The organism is Limosilactobacillus balticus, from assembly GCF_014145615.1.
GTDB classification, from domain to species: domain Bacteria; phylum Bacillota; class Bacilli; order Lactobacillales; family Lactobacillaceae; genus Limosilactobacillus; species Limosilactobacillus balticus.
Genome location: NZ_JACIVH010000076.1, coordinates 38,455 through 56,970 on the forward strand (window position 1 = coordinate 38,455; position 18,516 = coordinate 56,970).

General features: G+C 41.2%; 19 protein-coding genes. 2 read left to right on the forward strand and 17 right to left on the reverse strand.

The window, feature by feature from the left end; genetic code table 11:
- Positions 1 to 25: 25 nt before the first annotated feature.
- Positions 26 to 1,045 (reverse strand): LacI family DNA-binding transcriptional regulator, encoded by a 1,020-nt coding sequence (locus tag H5S10_RS09650; protein WP_182589409.1) that lies wholly within the window; start codon positions 1,043 to 1,045, stop codon positions 26 to 28.
- Positions 1,046 to 1,214: 169 nt separating this feature from the next.
- Between H5S10_RS09650 and H5S10_RS09655 the strand changes: the two genes are divergently transcribed.
- Entirely contained in the window at positions 1,215 to 1,694 is a 480-nt protein-coding gene (locus H5S10_RS09655) for a hypothetical protein (RefSeq protein WP_094500867.1), read from the forward strand.
- A gap of 51 nt (positions 1,695 to 1,745) precedes the next feature.
- Here H5S10_RS09655 and H5S10_RS09660 read toward each other — a convergent pair whose 3' ends face one another.
- Positions 1,746 to 2,573 (reverse strand): exodeoxyribonuclease III, encoded by an 828-nt coding sequence (locus H5S10_RS09660; RefSeq protein WP_182587544.1) that lies wholly within the window; start codon positions 2,571 to 2,573, stop codon positions 1,746 to 1,748.
- A 2-nt stretch (positions 2,574 to 2,575) separates the two neighbouring features.
- Complete coding sequence (locus H5S10_RS09665; protein ID WP_182587664.1) at positions 2,576 to 2,908, reverse strand: MazG-like family protein; 333 nt, start codon at positions 2,906 to 2,908, stop codon at positions 2,576 to 2,578.
- A 149-nt stretch (positions 2,909 to 3,057) separates the two neighbouring features.
- On the opposite strand from H5S10_RS09665, the gene H5S10_RS09670 reads away from it, so the two are divergent.
- Positions 3,058 to 3,282 (forward strand): hypothetical protein, encoded by a 225-nt coding sequence (locus H5S10_RS09670; protein WP_003665689.1) that lies wholly within the window; start codon positions 3,058 to 3,060, stop codon positions 3,280 to 3,282.
- A 161-nt stretch (positions 3,283 to 3,443) separates the two neighbouring features.
- Here H5S10_RS09670 and rplS read toward each other — a convergent pair whose 3' ends face one another.
- The 14 genes from rplS to recG form a co-directional block, all read right to left on the reverse strand.
- The gene (rplS, locus tag H5S10_RS09675; RefSeq protein ID WP_003675625.1) at positions 3,444 to 3,803 is read right to left on the reverse strand and encodes a 50S ribosomal protein L19; all 360 of its coding nucleotides are present in this window, start codon (positions 3,801 to 3,803) and stop codon (positions 3,444 to 3,446) included.
- A 122-nt stretch (positions 3,804 to 3,925) separates the two neighbouring features.
- On the reverse strand, positions 3,926 to 5,356 hold the full coding sequence (locus H5S10_RS09680; RefSeq protein ID WP_182587547.1) for an APC family permease: 1,431 nt from the start codon (positions 5,354 to 5,356) through the stop codon (positions 3,926 to 3,928).
- 10 nt (positions 5,357 to 5,366) lie between these two features.
- Positions 5,367 to 6,125, reverse strand: coding sequence for a tRNA (guanosine(37)-N1)-methyltransferase TrmD (trmD, locus tag H5S10_RS09685; RefSeq protein WP_003663813.1), 759 nt, complete (start codon positions 6,123 to 6,125; stop codon positions 5,367 to 5,369).
- Positions 6,125 to 6,631, reverse strand: a complete 507-nt coding sequence (rimM, locus tag H5S10_RS09690) for a ribosome maturation factor RimM (RefSeq protein WP_182589410.1) — start codon at positions 6,629 to 6,631, stop codon at positions 6,125 to 6,127. The genes trmD and rimM overlap by 1 nt, the downstream gene beginning before the upstream one ends.
- Positions 6,632 to 6,685: 54 nt before the next feature.
- A complete protein-coding gene (locus H5S10_RS09695) occupies positions 6,686 to 6,946 on the reverse strand; it encodes a KH domain-containing protein (protein WP_003668367.1) in 261 nt (86 codons plus the stop codon).
- Positions 6,947 to 6,958: 12 nt separating this feature from the next.
- Complete coding sequence (gene rpsP / locus H5S10_RS09700; protein ID WP_003663816.1) at positions 6,959 to 7,234, reverse strand: 30S ribosomal protein S16; 276 nt, start codon at positions 7,232 to 7,234, stop codon at positions 6,959 to 6,961.
- Between the two features lie 98 nt (positions 7,235 to 7,332).
- A complete protein-coding gene (gene ffh, locus H5S10_RS09705; RefSeq protein ID WP_019252466.1) occupies positions 7,333 to 8,778 on the reverse strand; it encodes a signal recognition particle protein in 1,446 nt (481 codons plus the stop codon).
- A gap of 1 nt (position 8,779) precedes the next feature.
- On the reverse strand, positions 8,780 to 9,121 hold the full coding sequence (locus tag H5S10_RS09710; protein ID WP_003663818.1) for a putative DNA-binding protein: 342 nt from the start codon (positions 9,119 to 9,121) through the stop codon (positions 8,780 to 8,782).
- Between the two features lie 14 nt (positions 9,122 to 9,135).
- A complete protein-coding gene (gene ftsY / locus H5S10_RS09715) occupies positions 9,136 to 10,656 on the reverse strand; it encodes a signal recognition particle-docking protein FtsY (protein WP_182589411.1) in 1,521 nt (506 codons plus the stop codon).
- Between the two features lie 21 nt (positions 10,657 to 10,677).
- The gene (gene smc, locus H5S10_RS09720) at positions 10,678 to 14,241 is read right to left on the reverse strand and encodes a chromosome segregation protein SMC (protein WP_182589412.1); all 3,564 of its coding nucleotides are present in this window, start codon (positions 14,239 to 14,241) and stop codon (positions 10,678 to 10,680) included.
- Between the two features lie 16 nt (positions 14,242 to 14,257).
- The gene (gene rnc, locus H5S10_RS09725; RefSeq protein ID WP_003663822.1) at positions 14,258 to 14,959 is read right to left on the reverse strand and encodes a ribonuclease III; all 702 of its coding nucleotides are present in this window, start codon (positions 14,957 to 14,959) and stop codon (positions 14,258 to 14,260) included.
- 177 nt (positions 14,960 to 15,136) lie between these two features.
- Positions 15,137 to 15,391 carry an acyl carrier protein gene (acpP, locus tag H5S10_RS09730; RefSeq protein WP_003663823.1) on the reverse strand — a complete coding sequence of 85 codons (255 nt, stop codon included), beginning with the start codon at positions 15,389 to 15,391 and terminating at the stop codon, positions 15,137 to 15,139.
- A gap of 36 nt (positions 15,392 to 15,427) precedes the next feature.
- On the reverse strand, positions 15,428 to 16,459 hold the full coding sequence (gene plsX, locus H5S10_RS09735; protein ID WP_182589413.1) for a phosphate acyltransferase PlsX: 1,032 nt from the start codon (positions 16,457 to 16,459) through the stop codon (positions 15,428 to 15,430).
- Between the two features lie 17 nt (positions 16,460 to 16,476).
- Positions 16,477 to 18,513 carry an ATP-dependent DNA helicase RecG gene (gene recG / locus H5S10_RS09740; protein ID WP_182589414.1) on the reverse strand — a complete coding sequence of 679 codons (2,037 nt, stop codon included), beginning with the start codon at positions 18,511 to 18,513 and terminating at the stop codon, positions 16,477 to 16,479.
- Positions 18,514 to 18,516: the final 3 nt, after the last annotated feature.

Sequence of the window (18,516 nt, forward strand, 5' to 3'; positions counted from 1 at the left end):
AAACGTTGCTACGAATACTGATTAGCTACTTATTTTCTTCGGGAAAGCTTTTCCGAAAAACAATATCGGTATTTACTGTCAGATGAACGTGCGGACGCTGGGGATGGGTTATTAAATCTTGGAGAAGGTTAAGTGCCATCCGGCTAAGCGTTTCTTGATTGATATTGTAAGACGTTAACGGCGGTGAAACATACTTAGCAACTTCACTGTTATTAATACTTATCACGACCGTATCACGTGGCACAATTACCCCTGCTTCATTGAAAGCTTGGAGAACACCAACGCTTAACGTATCAGAGGCAATAATAAAAGCTTCCGGTAAATTATCACCGCTTTGCTCAAGGACTCGTTTACCAAGTTGATAACCGTTTTTTACATTAAAAGGCCCATTCACATATAATGGCGCTTCTTTTATCCCTTGCATCCCTGTAAATTCACGAAAGGCTATTTCACGGGCATCAGCTTGTTGGACATTATTAAGGTTAAGACCTTTGCCACCAATAAAACCGATTCGTTCATAGCCTGCTTGGGTGAGACGGTGAAGTGCATCCTGAATCGTTAATTCAAGATTAGGCTGGACAGAATCAAATAATTGCGGCATCGGATTAATATCAACAAAAACCCCATGCGGTAAATATTGGTGAAGTTCGATAAGCTGGTCTTGCGTTACCCGGTCTGCCCCCACGCCAATAAATCCTTGGAACGAATCAGCCGCCGCAATTAAATCTTTGATATTACTAAAGATCTCAACCTGTGCTCCCGCCTCATCGACTTCTTTAATAATTGCATTTCGCAAAAACGTAAAATATTCATCTTGCAGTTGTTCTTTACCGCTTACCCGATACAATAAAGCAAGATTAGGACGAATTGGTTGCTGCTGAGAATTCTTTTTATGATCATTCCAATAGCCAAGCTCGTTAGCCACCGTCATTATCTTATTACGGGTACTTGGACTGATCGATAAATTTTGGTCATTATTCAAAAGACGCGAAACCGTTGCTGGTGAGTACCCTGACTTTTTCGCGATTTCTTTAATTGTCGCCATTATTTTTCACCTCTTTTAGTAATAGGTTTAGTAAATATTATACACTAGTTTGAAGATAGAGGTGATAGTTCAATTGACTGATCTTTTTCTTAATTATTTTTCCTTGTTTATTTCCCTTAAAATGATCATAATTAAGAGGACGATATTTATTGATGAGGAGATTTACATTATGAATAAAATTTCTAAAGGCCTTATCCTTGCTCTTGCCGGTATTACTGTTGGAACTAGTACTGGACTTAGCACTACCTTTTTTCAATCAACCAGTGTTGCCTATGCTGCTGAGATGACAAAGGAAAAGAATGATTTAGCCAACCGTTATATTGCTGATTATTTAGGCAACTGTCAACAATATGAACAGAATGACAAAACATTCAAAGGCTTTTCTTCAATCAAGGATATTACCTATTCGCGGGACAACAAGATTAAAATTGATGTTAATAATGATATCTATCAATTATCTAAAGCCCGTCGTTCACTTTTGATTCAAGATTTGCAAAATGGTGTGTATGGCACATTAGCAGACAACGACCTTAAGAAGTTATCTGAAAAAGATATTCAAAAAGGCTGCCCAACTACTGTTTACTTGAATGGAAAAGTAATTGGCCACACTGCCAAGAATGATAACCACCATATTATTTGGAATAAATAACAAAATAAGAGATTTGGGACAAAGTCGGTGCTCCAAATCTCTTATTTTCATTTAAAGATCGATTTCTAGAATAATTGGCGTATGATCGCGACGTTCTCCACTATCGATCATCCCCGCTTCTGTAATCTTATCAGCAAGCCGGTCACTGACTAACCAGTAATCAATTCTCCAGCCAGAGTTATTTTGTTTACTAGTAATTACCCGTTGTGCCCACCAAGAATAAACTCCCTTTTCGTCGGGGTGAAGGTGCCGGAAACTATCGGTAAAGCCAGCAGCTAATAGTTTTGAGAAATGCGTACGTTCTTCATCAGTAAAGCCAGCTGAATGATGGTTGGTCGCTGGATGGGCTAAATCAATCTCCTCATGAGCTACATTAAAGTCACCACTAGCGATTACCGGTTTTTGTTGGTCAAGTTCACGCAAGTAGTCCCGGTAACAATCATCCCATGTTTGTCGTTCATCTAACCGCTTAAGCCCATTACCGGAATTTGGTGTATATACTTCTGTAACATAAAAGTCTGGGAATTCGAGGGTAATGATTCTTCCCTCATCGTCCATTGGTTCTGGTGCATTAATTTTAGGATAAGTTACTTTCGGCTCATATTGGGCTAAATAAAGGTACATGGTCCCAGCATACCCCTTCCGTGCTGGTTCAACGGAACTTCGCCATGCCACTTCATAATTGGGGAATAATTCTTGTAAAATCATCAAATGCTTCTTGGTTGGGCCATTCTTTGATAGCTTAGTCTCTTGAATGGCGATGACATCTGGCTTCATTGCCGCAATCTTTTTTAATACTTCCCGCGTTTCCCCTGCCCGTACAGAGGTTCCAGTTAGTGCTGCATTAATTGAATCAATGTTCCACGAAATAAATTTCACAGCTATTTCTCCTTTTTATTTCTTGATTTAAGGTCGCTTTCTTTGATGAATACCCCATCGGCAGTTGTCTTACCCGTTCGCTTTGCAATTTCTTGATAAGCTGCGGTAAGCGCTTGTTGATGGTCAACGCCTACTAATTTACAAAAGATTAGCAGTGCAATCTGTAAGTCACCAATGCTATCGATAAGCTTAGCCTGATTTTCCTTATTATACGCACTAGAAAGTTCGCCAAGCTCTTCTGCCATCTTCATAAATTCGACACGTGGATCCGCGTGGTCAATCCCGCGTTCATGCGCCCACTTATCAATTTTTTGAAACAGATCCTCGTAATTCATCACATGTCACCTCATCAAGTGATAATTCTAGTCTTAACTATAAGATAAAAGAACTAGCTACGCAATAAGAAAATTTCACGCAAGCCTTCTTAACAGTATTTATCTATCACCGCTGTTATAATTATTGCTAAGGAAAGGAAGTGAAAGAAATGGACTTAACCAAGTATCGAATCGACCCTGCTAAGTTTGCTTTAGCTTGTGTGCAAAGTTCACCGGACCTTACCACTCAAGACAAATTAAGGGTTTATAAGGAAGCATACGAAGAAGCGCTTACTTTCTATCACCAAATTCAAACAGCCGTTATTAATAAAGGCCGTTCAAAAGAAGACCACAGTTTAAAGGAAATGGGAGACTTTTTCGATTTAAAGAACTAAATTAATCACCGAACTCACTACCTATCAAAATCTTCCATCCCAATTGATGAAAAATGGTTTTTAAAATTAATTTACTTTGACTACTTACTGCAATCATGATTGTAGTGAGTTTTTTAATTTAAAACAAAAAAGAACCCTTGATACACAAGGGTTCCGCACTACTAGTTGTCGCGACGACGTTCAGCGATACGAGTAGCCTTACCAGTACGTTCACGTAAGTAGTAAAGCTTAGCACGACGTACACGACCGTAACGAAGAACATCAATCTTGTCAACACGTGGTGAGTGAACTGGGAAAGTACGTTCAACACCTACACCGTTACTGATCTTACGTACAGTGTAAGTAGCACTGATACCAGCACCGTGGCGCTTGATAACAACACCTTCGAACATTTGAATACGTTCACGTGAACCTTCAACGATCCGAGCGTGAACACGAACAGTATCACCGGCACGGAATTCTGGAATATCATCCCGTAATTGACTAGCAGTAATCTTTTCGATTAACTTATTTTGACGCATAATATATTTCTTTCCTTTCGCCGACATTCATGTCCTGTATGACGGGCAGCGGAATACCGTTATTCACAGCTAAACAGCCAATAACTACTATACATTGTTTTCAGCTGTCTTTCAAGGGTAAATTAGTGGGTTTCTTTATTAATGATTGAATGACGAATCCCATAGATAAAGTAAATTAACAAACCAATCACAAACCAACCAACCATTAAAATTTTTGCATCAGTATTTAGGCCCCAGAAGATCACAGCTGAAAAGATTGCTGATACAGCTGGAAGTACTGGATATAATGGCATCTTAAACTGAGCTTCAGGCAAATCTACCCCTTCCCGCGGACGCAAAGCATAAATCCCCAGAGAAACAAAAATAAATGCGACCAGGGTTCCCGCAGAAACAAGGGTTGCCAAGAACGTAAATGGGAAAACAGAACCCAAGATCATAGCCAGGAAAGTAATCATCCATAATGCGTGATTAGGGACGTGCTTATCATCGATTTGTCCGAGTGATTTTGGTAGTAATCCATCCCGTCCAAAAGCATAAATTAGTCGAGAGGAAGCTAAGAGAATTGCGATTAATGCCGAGAAAATACCAACAATCGCTACAACGGAAAGCAAGTTCGCCGTAATATAGTGCCCAGACTGTCTTAAAGCCCAGGCTGCTGGTTCCGCATTATTTGCATAACGGCTATATTTAAACATCCCCACTAATACGAGCGAAACTGCAATAAAGAAGCCTGTTCCTAGTAAGAGTGTCCCGATCAATCCTCGTGGCATTGTCTTTTGCGGGTTAATCGTTTCAGCTGTATTAGCTGCAATCGCATCAAAGCCGACATAGGCAATAAAGATCTGCGCAGTCCCAGCTAATATCCCCTGCCAGCCTCCAAAAGTGGTACCTGGTTGATGAGCGGGGAGAAATGGGACATAGTTTTGGGGATGAATTGCAGTTGCGCCCACAACGATAAACATTAAAATAACCAATAGCTTTACACTAACAATAATATTTTCAATCCGGCTAACCTGATGGACACCGCGGGAAATTAAGATTCCAACGATTAGAATTGCAAAGGCGGCCAGAATATCAATATAAGACCCTGTATGTGGATCAAAGCCACCAGTTAAAGCATGGGGCAAATTAATCCCAAAGCTGCCGAGAAAGCCTTGCATATAAGCTGACCACCCAGACGCAACAAAGGCGACTGAAATAAAATACTCAGCTAAAAGGGCCCAGCCAGCAATCCAGCCAAAGAATTCACCAAACAAAACATTGATCCAGGAAAAAGCGGAACCAGCAAAAGGCAGTACTGAGGACGTTTCCGCATAGGCTAATGCCGATAATCCTGCACCAATTGCGGCTACAATGAAGGCCAATGGAACCGCGGGACCCGTATGCTCAGCGGCAACAATCCCTGGCAAAGTAAAGATAGCCGTGCCCACTACCATCCCAGTTCCTAGTCCAATTAAGTCTCTTGTTCGTAAACTAGGAGTTAATTGCGCATCCTTTTCTTCATAAACGCGCGGATTTTGCTTAAGAAATAATCGTTTAATTAATTTTTTCATTCACGTCACCTTAGTCTGGAACAGTTGGATCTTCATCCAGCTTAATATCTTCTAACATTAGTTGTTGTTCCCGACTGAGCTTAGCAGTTTTTAAAAGGTCTGGTCGACGGTGAAGAGTCCGTCGTAGCGATTCACGCATCCGCCATTCTTTAATTTTCTGATGATTTCCACTCGTAAGAACTTCCGGTACCTTCATTCCTCGAAAATCTGCCGGACGTGTATATTGCGGATATTCTAGCAAACCGTTACTAAATGAGTCTCCCATTGGTGAAGACATATTGCCGAGGACACCAGGAACAAAGCGGACGGTTGCATCAATCATCACCATCGCTGCTAATTCTCCACCTGTTAATACATAGTCCCCAAGCGATGCTTCATCGGTAACTAAATTACGAATTCGTTCATCGTATCCTTCATAATGTCCGCAGATAAATGTTAAGTGATCTTCTTGGGCTAACTCTTTGGCGTAGGCTTGATCAAACTTTCGACCAGCGGGATCCATTAAAATAACCCGTCCCTTTGAATACTGATCTTTCGTTTGTTCATGAATTGCATCCATTGCGTCAAAAATCGGTTGCGCTTGAAGAAGCATCCCCGCTCCCCCACCAAATGGCGCATCGTCAACATGATTATGCTTATCGGTAGTATATTGACGAAAATCGGTCACATTAATGTCGATAAATCCATTATCTTGTGCTTTCCCGATAATGGATTCCCCCATTGTTGCTTGAAACATATTGGGGAACAAGCTTAAAATATCAATCCTCATTATTCAAGTCCTTCCATTAATTCGACTGTTACAAGATTTTTATTAAGATCAACGTTTTTAACAACATCATCAATCACTGGTAATAATAAATCCCGTTTTTCCGGACGTTCAACAACCCACACATCATTCGCACCAGGGGATAGAATTTCCTTAATTTTACCCAGATGACGGCCATCTGTTGTTTCGACGTCTAATCCAATAATCTGGTGGTAGTAATATTGACCATCGTCTAAGGGCTGTTGATCATCAGCACTGACCATTAATTCGTGGTCACGGAATTGTTCAACATCATTGATATTATCGTAGCCGACAAACTTAACAAGAACGAAGCCCTTATGTTGTCGAGCACTTTCGATCGTCAATGGTAAAGGTTCTCCTGATTGTTGTAAGTACAAGGTATTTCCCTTGGCAAATCGTTCATCAATAAAATCAGTAGTTGCTAATACACGCACTTCTCCACGAACACCATGAGTATTTACAATTTTACCAACATTATAATATTCCATAAATTCCTCCTGAAAAGACAAAAACTCCCACAGATTAGTGTGGGAGTTTTAAATTTAGTGACGATGGTCATTAATTAATAACCGGACTCGCTTAGAGTTAGCCCGCCGAGATTGAGTACCCTCGACTATTGTTCGCAATGCTGCGGCAACGTGTCCCTGTCGGCCAATTAGACGGCCAACATCATTGGGAGCAACATCAATTATATAACGATGATAACGTCCATCATCTTTTTGGGTAATTGACAATGCCTGTGGCTGCTTCAATAGCGGAATAACTAAACTACGAATTAACGACTCAATATCTGTCTCAGCCATGACTGATTATCACTACTTCTTAGCGTACTTTGCTTCGTGGTACTTCTTCATAACGCCAGCTGCTTGAAGCATGTTACGAACAGTATCTGAAGGTTGAGCACCCTTTTGTAACCATTCCATAACAGCGTCTTCATCAAACTTGACTTCCTTAGGAGTAGTCAATGGGTTGTAAGTACCTACTGAAGTAATAAAACGACCATCACGTGGGGCACGTGAGTCAGCTACAACGATCCGGTAGAATGGACGCTTCTTTGAACCCATGCGCTTTAAACGAATTTTAACAGACATTCTCTGCACCTCCCTGATTTCTTTTAACAGATAATAATATACCAGTGTTCAAATAGAATGTAAAGTATTTTTTCTTGACAGGCTTAAATTTTTTGAAATTATTTTTTCTTTCGTAATTTGCGAAGCTTTTTAATGCGTTTTTGCTTGTCTTTTTTCATCTTTCGCGCCATACGGTTCATGGCCATTTGTCCCATCTTACCACCTGGCATTTGGCCACCAAACATATTTTGCATTCCATTGAAGTTACCGTTTGTAACCTGCTTCATCATCTTACGCATTTGGTTAAATTGCTTAATCATCCGGTTAACTTCAACAATTGGTCGTCCCGCACCTGCTGCTAAACGGCGACGACGACTAGGATTCATTAAATCAGGATTTTCACGTTCTTCTGGTGTCATTGAAAGAACAATGGCCCGGATATGAGCAAATTGTTTAGGATCCAAATTAAGATTCTTCAAGGCCGGGTTATTAGCCATCCCTGGCATCATCTTAATAATGTTTTCCAACGGTCCCATCTTGGTAACCTGGTCCATTTGTGCCAAGAAATCATTATAGTCAAATGTGTTTTCACGCATTTTATCCATTGTTTCTTGGGCTTGTTCTTCATCAAAATTCTTTTGGGCCTTTTCAATTAGGGTCATCATGTCCCCCATACCCAAAATCCGTGAAGCCATTCGATCGGGGTGGAAGACATCAAGATCCTCCATCTTTTCACCCTCACCGACAAACTTGATCGGCTTACCTGTAACTGCTCGAATTGACATGGCAGCACCACCACGGGTATCACCATCTAACTTGGTTAAGATCACCCCAGTGATATCAAGTTTATCATCGAACCCTTGAGCAGTATTTACTGCATTTTGACCAGTCATCGAATCAATAACAAGCAAAATTTCATTCGGATTTACTAGTTCTTTAATGTTTGCAAGCTCATCCATTAATTGTTCATCAATTTGGAGCCGACCAGCAGTATCAATAATGACATAATCATTATGATTTTTCTTGGCTACTTCCATCCCTTCACGAACAATTTCAACAGGGTCAACGTCTGTCCCCTTTTCAAAAACAGGAACATCGATCTGATCAGCGACTTGTTGTAACTGAGTAATAGCAGCGGGCCGGTAAACGTCAGCAGCAATAAACATCGGCCGGGCGTGATTTTCATTCTTTAACCGTAATGCTAATTTACCGGCAGTGGTCGTCTTACCTGCCCCTTGAAGACCAACCATCATGATAACAGTTGGAATGTGCGGTGCTTTGTTAAGAGGGACTGCCTCTTCCCCCATTAGTTTTGTCAATTCATCATTAACAATTTTAACGATTTGTTGGGCTGGATTTAACCCTTTCAATACTTCCGCCCCGGCTGCTTTTTCCCGGACAGTCTTTACAAAATCTTTTACAACTTTAAAGTTAACATCGGCTTCTAAAAGGGCAAGCCGAATCTCACGCATCGTTTCCCGCAGATCAGCTTCCGTAACTTTGGGTTTGCGTCGTAATTTTTCCATCGCCTTTTGCAGACGATCTGTTAAACCTTCAAATGCCATTTTATTCTTCCTCCAAGCTTTCCAAATGATTTACTAAATGATTAAGCGTTGCATCATCTGGATAGTTTTCCCGGACGTATCGTTGAATTCGATCCGCCTGTTGATTACGAACTTGAAATTCCGCATATAAATGCAATTTGGCCTCGTAATCTTCTAATATGCTTTCTGTGCGCTTTATATTATCATATACGGCTTGACGACTAACATGGAAATTCTCGGCAATTTCGCCTAATGAGTAGTCATCCCCGTAATAAAGCTCTAAATAATCATTTTGTTTTTTGGTTAATAAGGGTTGGTAAAACTCAAATAATGAATTTATCCGATAATTCTTTTCAATTTCCATTTCGTCACACCTGCCTAGTCAACTTCGACTAATCCCTTGAACAGGCCATAAACAAAGTCGCCAGCATCAAATTTCTGGAGGTCGTCTACCTTTTCACCAAGCCCTACATACTTAACTGGTAGGTGGAGTTCATTACGGATGGCAAGGACAATTCCCCCCCGAGCAGTTCCGTCTAATTTTGTTAAAACAATTCCCGTTACATCGGTACTTTCCTTAAATAGTTTAGCCTGGTTAAGCGCGTTTTGCCCAGTCGTTGCATCTAAGACTAACAACACTTCATGAGGAGCATCTGGGATTTCACGAGTAAGGATTCGTTTCATCTTAGCTAACTCCTTCATCAAGTTAACCTTATTTTGGAGCCGACCAGCAGTATCGACAAACAAGATGTCATAGTTTTCATCTTTTGCCCGTTTTACTGCATCAAAAACAACAGCCGCTGGATCACCGTTTTCCGGTCCGGTAACGATGTCCACACCGTCACGTTTTGCCCACACATCTAATTGTTCAGTGGCCCCAGCCCGGAATGTATCAGCGGCAGCCAGAAGAACTTTCTTACCTTGATTCTTAAAGAGGGCGGCCATCTTACCAATCGTTGTTGTTTTTCCGGCACCGTTAACACCGACAAACATAATAACAGTTGGGCCTTCCTTTGCCATCGTTAAGTCCGGATTTTCGTCTTGACCAGCTTCATCGTAAAGTTCGACCATTTTTTCAATAATGACGTTTGAAACATCCTGCTTGTTCTTAGCATTTTGCAGTTTTACTTCTTCCCGCAATTCATCACTGAGTTTCATTGCCATATCATAACCGACATCAGATTCAATCAACATGTCTTCAAGGTCATCAAAGAAATCTTCGTCAACATGCCGGAAATTAGCCAAGAACTTATTCAATCGTGCTCCAAAGCCTGTTCGGGACTTCTCAAGCCCACGATCATATTTCTTAACCGTCGTCTCAGTTTCTTGATCCTCTTCTGGTTCAGGAGAAGGTTGTTGCTCCTCATCACCATCATTTTCTTCAGAATTATCAGTCTCATTTGATTCTTCAGCAGCCGAAGAATCTTCTGCCGGTTTCTCTTCGGTTGTTATCACTGGTTCTTCAACTGTTTTTTCTTCTGCAACAGGTTCAGTCGGTTCAACTGCCTCTTTAGTTACAGAAGTACTAGACGAGGCCGACTCTTCTGCAGAAGTAGTCTCATTAGGAGTACTAGATGATGGTACTTCTTCTTCAGAAATACTTGAATCTGCTACCTCTTCTGAGTGACTCTCCTCATTAGTCCCCTCTTCTTTTTCCTCTTTAACCCCGTTATGAAGCGTTTCGCGAGTTCCATCCGGGTTAATCTTTTCCTCATAGCTATCGGCAGGAGGAATATTTATCGGTTCCGGATGAATTGGTGCAGAAGCTGGCGCCGCACTTGTCGTATCTGCTGATTCATCTTCATGCGCGATTTCAGATTGAACAGCCGCACTTGAACTATCAGGCTTTTTTTCCTCTTCTTTTTTCTTATGACGACGGAAAATATCAAATAATCCCATACTTGAAGCCTCCTAAATTAGTTAATTATCACTCTCTTGTAAAGTATCAACAACATCCACTGATACCATTTTTGAAACTCCTGATTCTTGCATTGTAACCCCGTACAACACATCGGCATCCATCATCGTTCCCTTCCGGTGGGTAATGACGATAAATTGTGGACCTTCAGTACCAAATTTGCTGAGGTAATGGGCAAAACGTTGTACATTAACCTCATCCAAGGCAGCCTCTGGTTCATCAAGAATTGCAAATGGAACTGGGCGAACCTTTAAAATAGCGAATAATAAGGTGATCGCCGTTAATGCCCGTTCCCCACCTGATAACAATGAAAGGTGCTGATTTTTCTTTCCTGGTGGCTGGGCCATAATATCGACCCCGGTTGTTAATAGGTCATGAGGGTCGGTTAAGACAAGTTTAGCATGACCACCAGAGAAAATTTGCTGGAACGTCTCGTCAAACATCTGTGAAACCTGATTAAAGGTCGTAATAAACCGTTTCTTTACTTGGGCATCCATCTCACCCATCGTCTGATTAAGCTGAGCTCGTGAGGCAAGCAAGTCATCTTGTTGACCCTTTAAGAAATCGTACCGTTCACGAACGCGCTCATATTCTTCAATTGCTCCCACATTAACCTGACCAAGATCGTCCAATCCCCGCTTTAATAGCTTCAACCGAGTCGCCAAGGTCGCTTCATCCAAGTCACTCATCTGTTGGCGAGCCTCATCAATAGTCATGGCATATTGCTCAGATAATCGATTAAGAGCTTGATCAACCATTGATTCATATTTCACACGCTCCTCATTTAAGTTATTACGATCATCAAGGGCTGCCCGCTGAAGTTCCTGCAGACGGTTATAATGTGCTTCGGCTTGTGACAGCTTTTGTTCAAGGTCTTCAAGCGCAGCTGCATTATCTTCCAGTTGTACTTTAGCTTTTGCTTGTTCTTCTTTAGCATCTTTTAAGGCCGTCTGTGTTGATTTCTCACTGGTTGATTGACTAGCTGATTGAGTCGTCAGCTCAGCGATTGCAATCGTAACCTTTTCTAAACTTTCCTCAACTTCTCGCCGTTGCCGGTTATACTCTTGACTTTGGCGTTGGTATTGTTGAAGTCGTTCTTCGGCCACCGCAATTTTCTGTTGCATTTGTGCTAGTTGTCGTGCCTGGTTTGACTCATCATTCTGTAATTCATCAATCTGGGTAAGGATTTGCTTAATCTTTGCAACAACTTGCATCAATTCTTGGTTTACTTTATCAGCTTGTTCATTATTTTGCTGAACTTGTGATTCGTAATCCTGATGTTGAGTATCTTGCTGTTTATTTTGGGTTTCTAAAATTTGTACCCGATTAGTAAGTGTGTCATGCTTACTTGAGATCAACTGACAATTGCTTTCTTGTTCATGAAACTTACCTTGTAAAGTCTGAACTTGTTGCTGATAATTAGCTACTACTTGTTCATTCGCCTTTTGTGCTTGTTGTAGTTTAGCAATTTTTTGCTCTAAGCTTGCTGCAAGCTGTTCCTGATTTTTTAGTTCCTCTTCTAGTTGCTTAGCCATTTGCTTTTGACTTAAGAGTCCCGTTCGTTGATTACGAGTGGCTCCCCCCGTCATCGCTCCACTAGCATTGATCAACTGACCATCAAGAGTTACTACCCGTACCATATGACGACCTGCGCGAGCAATCTCAGTCGCATGATCAAGGTTGTCAGCAATAACTGTTGTTCCTAGTAAGTGGTCAGCAATGATCTGAAACTTTTGATCAAATTTAATAAGTTCTGGGGCCCGACCCAAAAAACCAGGGAGACTAGTTAGTTGCGACCAAATACTTAATGATCGTCGGTGACTAAGCGTATCGAGTGGCAAAATAGTTACCCGGCCAGCACGAGTCTTAATCAAGAAGTTAATAATTACTTTGGCAGTAGCTTGCCGATCAACAACTAATTGCTGAAGCTGACTTCCTAATACTGTTTCAATCGCTTGCGTGTACTTAGCAGGAACATCAAATAATTCGCTGACTGCTCCAGCTAATCCAGGAAATTGTTGCCGTTGCCGAAGAACCTCTTGAACTCCCCGGTAATAGCCACTATATTCATCAGCCATTGCCTGGTAAGCGTTAATTCGTGACTTAAGCGACCGCACATCCCCTAATGCTTCATACCAAGCACGTTGTTTGGTTTGATACTCGTAATTGAGTTTTTCACGGTGATCTTGAGCCGCGTTTAATTTTTCGCTGACCGTCTGCAGGTCTTTCTTAGTATTGGCAGCTTCTTGTTGGCAGCGGTTAAATTCTTGATTAATCTCTGCAAGCTGGTTCTTAGTAGCGTCAAGTTCCTCGACATTTTGTCGTTGAAGACTCATCGCCTGTTCATGATTACGGGACAAGAAAGATTGCTGATTGTGAATCGTTGTTCTTTCCTGCATCAAACTAACTTGTTGGTTACGTAAATCCTCCACTTGCTGTTTCAGGGCAGCGATCCGTTCACCACTACTCATCTTTCTTGCCGCTTCAAACTCAGCTTGCTGACTATTAATCAGCGCTTTTTGCTTAGTCAATTGCTGGTCATTTGCCTGTTGGCTTGTCTTAACCTCTTTTAACCGTGCATTGAGTTCAGCCTGTTGGGCAGTTAACCGTCGCTGTTCATTTTCACGCTGCTCGCGACGAACACTGGAAACCGATTGCTGATTTTCATACTTAGCAATTGCCTCCGTTTGATTTAAGATGATTGCTTGGAGCCGATCCTTAGTTGCGTTTAGTTGTTGGCGTTTTTGCTTCAAGTTATCAAGTTGCTGCTGATCATGACCTGCTTGTCCTTGATAGTCTTTTACCATCGCACCCGCTTGATCGAGCTTGGTACTCAATTTGGTTAACTTTTCATAGTACTCATCATAATGACGAACTGTTTGTGTCCGATCAAGCACATCAAATTGTTTCTTTTGTTCCAAGTAATCTTGAGCAATCGCACTTTGTTCTTCCAGGGGTTCAATCTGCTTTTCTAGCTCACTAATAATGTCATTTACCCGGTTGAGGTTTTCCATCGTCGTAGTAAGCCGCTTTTCAGCCGTTTCTTTGTTCTTTTTATACTTAGCAACTCCCGCGACAGTTTCAATAATTCCCCGCCGATCAATTGGTTTACCGTTAAAAATTTCTTCAATCCGTCCCTGGGAAATAATAGAAAAGGATTCTCGGCCTAATCCAGAATCAATGAATAAATCTGTAATGTCCTTTAGGCGGACGTTTTGATCATTGATTAAGTACTCACTATCACCATTGCGGTATATTTTACGAGTAATAGTGAGTTCCGTAAATTCACTAGCTAAATAATGGTCACTATTATCTAGCGTAATCGAAACTAGGGCCCGGTTTAAGGGTTTACGATCTGATGACCCATTAAAGATAACATCAGCCATCCGATCTCCCCGTAAATGATGAGCCGACTGTTCACCCATTACCCATTGAATAGCTTCGATAATATTACTCTTTCCACTACCGTTTGGACCAACAATCCCTGTCATCCCGGGTTCAAATTTAATTGTTGTTTTTTGGGCAAAGGACTTGAAGCCGTCCAAAGTTAAAGACAATAATTGCATCAGTTATTCCTACTTACTATTTATTTTTATTTCTCATATTATCAAGTGCCTGTTGTGCTGCTTGCATTTCAGCATGCTTCTTCGATGAACCCTTTCCTTCACCGATAACGTCACCATTAGCAGTAACGTTTACTTTAAATTCAGGGTCGTTTTCTGTTCCGCTTTCCTCTACTAAATGATATTCAATGGCAATATCACCGTCGCGTTGGAGAAATTCTTGAAGACTAGTCTTAGCATCAACCGCATGATCAAACCAGCCCATATCAAGCTTAGGAAAGATAACCCGCTGAACAAATTTTTCAACTGCTGGCCGACCTTGATCTAAATAGAGAGCGCCAATGAATGATTCAAAAATATCACATAGCAGGCCTGGACGTTCTCTTGCGCCGGCCATTTCCTCACCATGCCCCAAGCGAATGTATTGATCAAAGTGGCATTCCTTGGCAAATTTAGAAAAACTATCCTCGCATACCATTGCCGCTCTTAAGCGGGTAAGTTTTCCCTGCGGCAATTCAGGGAAACGTTTATAAATATATTCTGAAACGATCAGTTCCAACACAGCATCGCCAAGAAATTCAATCCGTTCGTAATATTTTAATCCTTGGTTAGGATGTTCATTTACATATGAGGCTTGAGTAAAAGCTTCTGCTAATAAAGCAGGATTATCAAAATGAATATTAAATTCCTTGGCCAGGTAGTCTTGTAATTCTTCGATCATAAAAAATTCCTTTCGTTTTTGACTTAAAATTATAAAAAATGTCTAAGGCCTATTATACTAAACAACCCGCTATTCCGCAGGTAAATTTAATAATATTCAAAAAAATTAAAGGCCGTGAAAAAACTTTCGCCTTTTCTCAGCCCCTTACTTTTCTACCTTAATAATTAAACAGTTCGATTAGTTAGCAGTATGTTCTGCAATATAATCAACAACTTCACCGATCGTACTTAACTTTTCAGCATCTTCATCATTAATTTCTTCGCCAAACGTATCCTCTAATTCGAGAACAAATTCAACAAAATCAATTGAATCAGCATCCAAATCTGTCTTTAAGTTCAAATCATCAGTAATCTTAGCCCGATCAACATCAAAATGGTCAGCAACAATCTCTGAAACCTTATTAAAGATTTCTGTTTTCTTATTATCAGCCATTATTATTAACCTCTCTTTACTAGTTCGCTACTTATTCTATTCGTTTTTCTTAGAATTGTCTAGATTTTCGGTGTTATCGAAAAATTCAACTGTTTTTTCAATCACACCCGTTTTGAGCATCGTTCTAATTTGACTAATTGTATTTTTCACTGCTAAAGCATCAGAAGATCCATGAGTTTTAACAACTGGTGCCTTAAGTCCTAATAAGACCGCCCCACCATAAGTTGAAGCATTCATTTTTTGTCCAATTTGATGGAAAACTGGCTTTAGCATGAGGTAGCCTAACTTAGCACGGAGACCACCATGTAAGATTCCATCTTTAATTAACGTCATCATCATCTTGGCGGTTCCTTCAGTAGCTTTCAAGGCTGCATTTGCCGTCCATCCATCACTTACAACAACATCTGCTTTACCAAAAAGAAGGTCACCGGATTCAATGTTACCAACAAAATTCAGATCAGCTTTGCTATTGAGAATTTGCCACACTTCTTTATGCAATTTATCACCCTTATCTTCTTCCGCACCATTATTTAATAATGCAATCCGGGGATTAGCAACTCCCAATACATTTTCGGCATAGAATTTACCAAGGTAGGCATATTGTTCCAAATTTTTCCCTTTACTTTCCGCATTTGCACCAGTATCAAGGTAGACAAAATTGTGTCGACTAGCACCCGGCTTGGCAATTGGCAAAATACTAGTGAGGCCAGGACGATCAATTCCTTTAATACGGCCAACAATAAAGAGGCCGGCCGCTAAAATTGCTCCGGTGTTTCCCGCAGAAAAGAAGGCATCAGCTTTGCCTTCTTTAACTGCTGTTGCTGCGCGAACGATTGACGAATCTTTTTTTCGCCGGATCGCCCGGACTGGTTCCTCACCCATTGAAATTTCTTCACTGGTAGCGACAATATTAAGCCGCTCATTATTTTTTATTAAGGGCTTAACCTTATCTGGATTTCCATAAAGGTCAAATTCTAGGTCGGGGTAAAGGTCTCGGGCCTCTTCCACCCCTTCAATAATTACTTGGGGAGCGTTATCTCCACCCATTGCATCAACAGCAATTTTCATAAAATCTCCTCCTCATATTAATCAAAGTGCGTCTCCAGTTCATGACGCTTTAAATATAAAACAAGTGGCTGGTTTTCATCGACTTGATCCCAATTGGGCATTCCTAACAGGTTTCCAGCATCGGCACGGGCAATTTGCAACATCTTTAAATCAGCAACCGGATCACCTACCTTAAATTCTGGCATCCCCGATTGTTTCTTTCCTAAGACGTCTCCAGATCCGCGTAGTTTCAAGTCTTGCTCAGCTATCTTAAATCCATCATCAGTAGCAACCATCGTTTTCATCCGGGCTTTTCCTTCATCAGTTTTCGGATCCGCAATCAATAAACAATAGCTCTGCCGATCGCCACGACCAACACGACCACGTAATTGATGAAGCTGTGCGAGACCAAAGCGATCAGCATCATATATAACCATTACCGTTGCATTGGGGTTATCAACCCCAACTTCAATAACCGTGGTTGCAACTAAAACTTGAAGCTCACCAGATTTAAACTGACGCATTGCCTCATCTTTTTCTTCCGTCCCCATTCGTCCGTGAAGTAATCCTACTTTATAAGTTGGTTCAAGATCAGCTGACAGCTGATTATAAAGATCTGTCGCGTTTTGTACATCTAAAGCTGCGGATTCTTCAATCAGAGGACTCACAACATATGCCTGTGCCCCCTGTTTTAATTGTTCACGCAAAAAATGGATTGCTGCAGCATGTTGGTTAGACTGCAACCATTTTGTTTGAATTGGTTTTCGACCAGCTGGCAGTTGGTCAATTATCGAAACATCCATTTCACCATAATTAGTGATCGCTAGTGTCCGAGGAATTGGGGTTGCTGTCATGGCTAATACATCAGGATGTTCGCCTTTTTCACGAAGTTGTTGACGTTGGTTGACCCCAAAACGGTGTTGTTCATCGGTAATTACTAGACCAAGATTAGCATACTCGACACCATCTTGAATTAGCGCGTGGGTTCCAACAATGAGATTGACATCTCCCCGCTTCATCGCCGTCAGTAATTCTCGATGTTGCTTAGCAGTCAATGAACCAGTAAGGAGAGCAACTTGGACATGTGTTCCTTCAAAAATTTTTGCTAATTTCTCGGCATGTTGTCCTGCCAGAATTTCTGTCGGCGCCATTAAAGTTGCTTGATAGCCCGCAGTAATAGCTGCATAAACAGCAATGGCCGCCACAATTGTCTTTCCAGAACCAACATCTCCCTGCAACAATCGATTCATTTGGTATGGTTGACGCATATCACGGCAAATTTCATTGACAACCCGTTTTTGAGCATCAGTTAGTTCAAATGGGAGTCCGCCAATAAATTCTTTCAGCTCATCATTATGATATAAGATCCGATCTCCATCTTCTTGACGGTGCGCACGACGAATTGCCTGCAATCGTAACTGAAGCAGGAAAAATTCTTCGTAAGCTGCTGTTCGGCGAGCGGCTTTTGCAGTTGCTTGAGTTTGTGGAAAGTGAATCTCCCTAATCATTTGTCGGCGATCCATTAACCGGTATCGTTGACGAATCGTCTCCGGTAAATACGTTGGAATGATATTAGCATATTCCTCATAGGCTTGACGAATAAAGCTTTGGAGGACATTTTGGCGAATATGCTTATTTACTGCATAGACAGCACCATATTCATTGCGATCATCAGCCTTTTCCTTAAGAAGCTTATTTCCCGTTACTTGACAGCGGGGTGCATCCCACTTGCCCATTACAGTTACTTGTTGATTTAATTCAATTTGTTTTTTGATATAGGGCTGATTAAAAAAGGTCGCGACTACTACCTCATTACCTACCTGCATTCGAAAAGTAAGCCGGTTGCGCCGATAGCCATAGCGGACCAAGAGTGGTTCCGACACCACTACTCCTTGAAGAGTAATTTTCTGTTTATCCTTGGCACTTTCAATATCTGTAGGCGTGAAATCGTTATAACGGGTGGGATAATATGTCAATAAATCTTCAACAGTATCTATTCCAAGTGTGGCTAGATCTGCTACTCGCTTAGGACCAACCCCTTTTAAATTGGCGACTGAATCCGTTAAACTCCGCACATC

What these genes read in the sequence shown, in the direction of transcription:
- H5S10_RS09655 (WP_094500867.1), top strand. Translation starts at nt 1,215, where the DNA reads ATGAATAAAATTTCTAAAGGCCTTATCCTTGCTCTTGCCGGTATTACT.
- H5S10_RS09670 (WP_003665689.1), top strand. Translation starts at nt 3,058, where the DNA reads ATGGACTTAACCAAGTATCGAATCGACCCTGCTAAGTTTGCTTTAGCT.
- rimM (WP_182589410.1), bottom strand. Translation starts at nt 6,631, where the DNA reads ATGGAATATTATAATGTTGGTAAAATTGTAAATACTCATGGTGTTCGT.
- ffh (WP_019252466.1), bottom strand. Translation starts at nt 8,778, where the DNA reads ATGGCATTTGAAGGTTTAACAGATCGTCTGCAAAAGGCGATGGAAAAA.
- trmD (WP_003663813.1), bottom strand. Translation starts at nt 6,125, where the DNA reads ATGAGGATTGATATTTTAAGCTTGTTCCCCAATATGTTTCAAGCAACA.
- ftsY (WP_182589411.1), bottom strand. Translation starts at nt 10,656, where the DNA reads ATGGGATTATTTGATATTTTCCGTCGTCATAAGAAAAAAGAAGAGGAA.
- rplS (WP_003675625.1), bottom strand. Translation starts at nt 3,803, where the DNA reads ATGCGTCAAAATAAGTTAATCGAAAAGATTACTGCTAGTCAATTACGG.
- rpsP (WP_003663816.1), bottom strand. Translation starts at nt 7,234, where the DNA reads ATGTCTGTTAAAATTCGTTTAAAGCGCATGGGTTCAAAGAAGCGTCCA.
- H5S10_RS09695 (WP_003668367.1), bottom strand. Translation starts at nt 6,946, where the DNA reads ATGGCTGAGACAGATATTGAGTCGTTAATTCGTAGTTTAGTTATTCCG.
- H5S10_RS09680 (WP_182587547.1), bottom strand. Translation starts at nt 5,356, where the DNA reads ATGAAAAAATTAATTAAACGATTATTTCTTAAGCAAAATCCGCGCGTT.
- plsX (WP_182589413.1), bottom strand. Translation starts at nt 16,459, where the DNA reads ATGAAAATTGCTGTTGATGCAATGGGTGGAGATAACGCTCCCCAAGTA.
- rnc (WP_003663822.1), bottom strand. Translation starts at nt 14,959, where the DNA reads ATGATCGAAGAATTACAAGACTACCTGGCCAAGGAATTTAATATTCAT.
- H5S10_RS09710 (WP_003663818.1), bottom strand. Translation starts at nt 9,121, where the DNA reads ATGGAAATTGAAAAGAATTATCGGATAAATTCATTATTTGAGTTTTAC.
- acpP (WP_003663823.1), bottom strand. Translation starts at nt 15,391, where the DNA reads ATGGCTGATAATAAGAAAACAGAAATCTTTAATAAGGTTTCAGAGATT.
- H5S10_RS09650 (WP_182589409.1), bottom strand. Translation starts at nt 1,045, where the DNA reads ATGGCGACAATTAAAGAAATCGCGAAAAAGTCAGGGTACTCACCAGCA.
- H5S10_RS09665 (WP_182587664.1), bottom strand. Translation starts at nt 2,908, where the DNA reads ATGAATTACGAGGATCTGTTTCAAAAAATTGATAAGTGGGCGCATGAA.
- smc (WP_182589412.1), bottom strand. Translation starts at nt 14,241, where the DNA reads ATGCAATTATTGTCTTTAACTTTGGACGGCTTCAAGTCCTTTGCCCAA.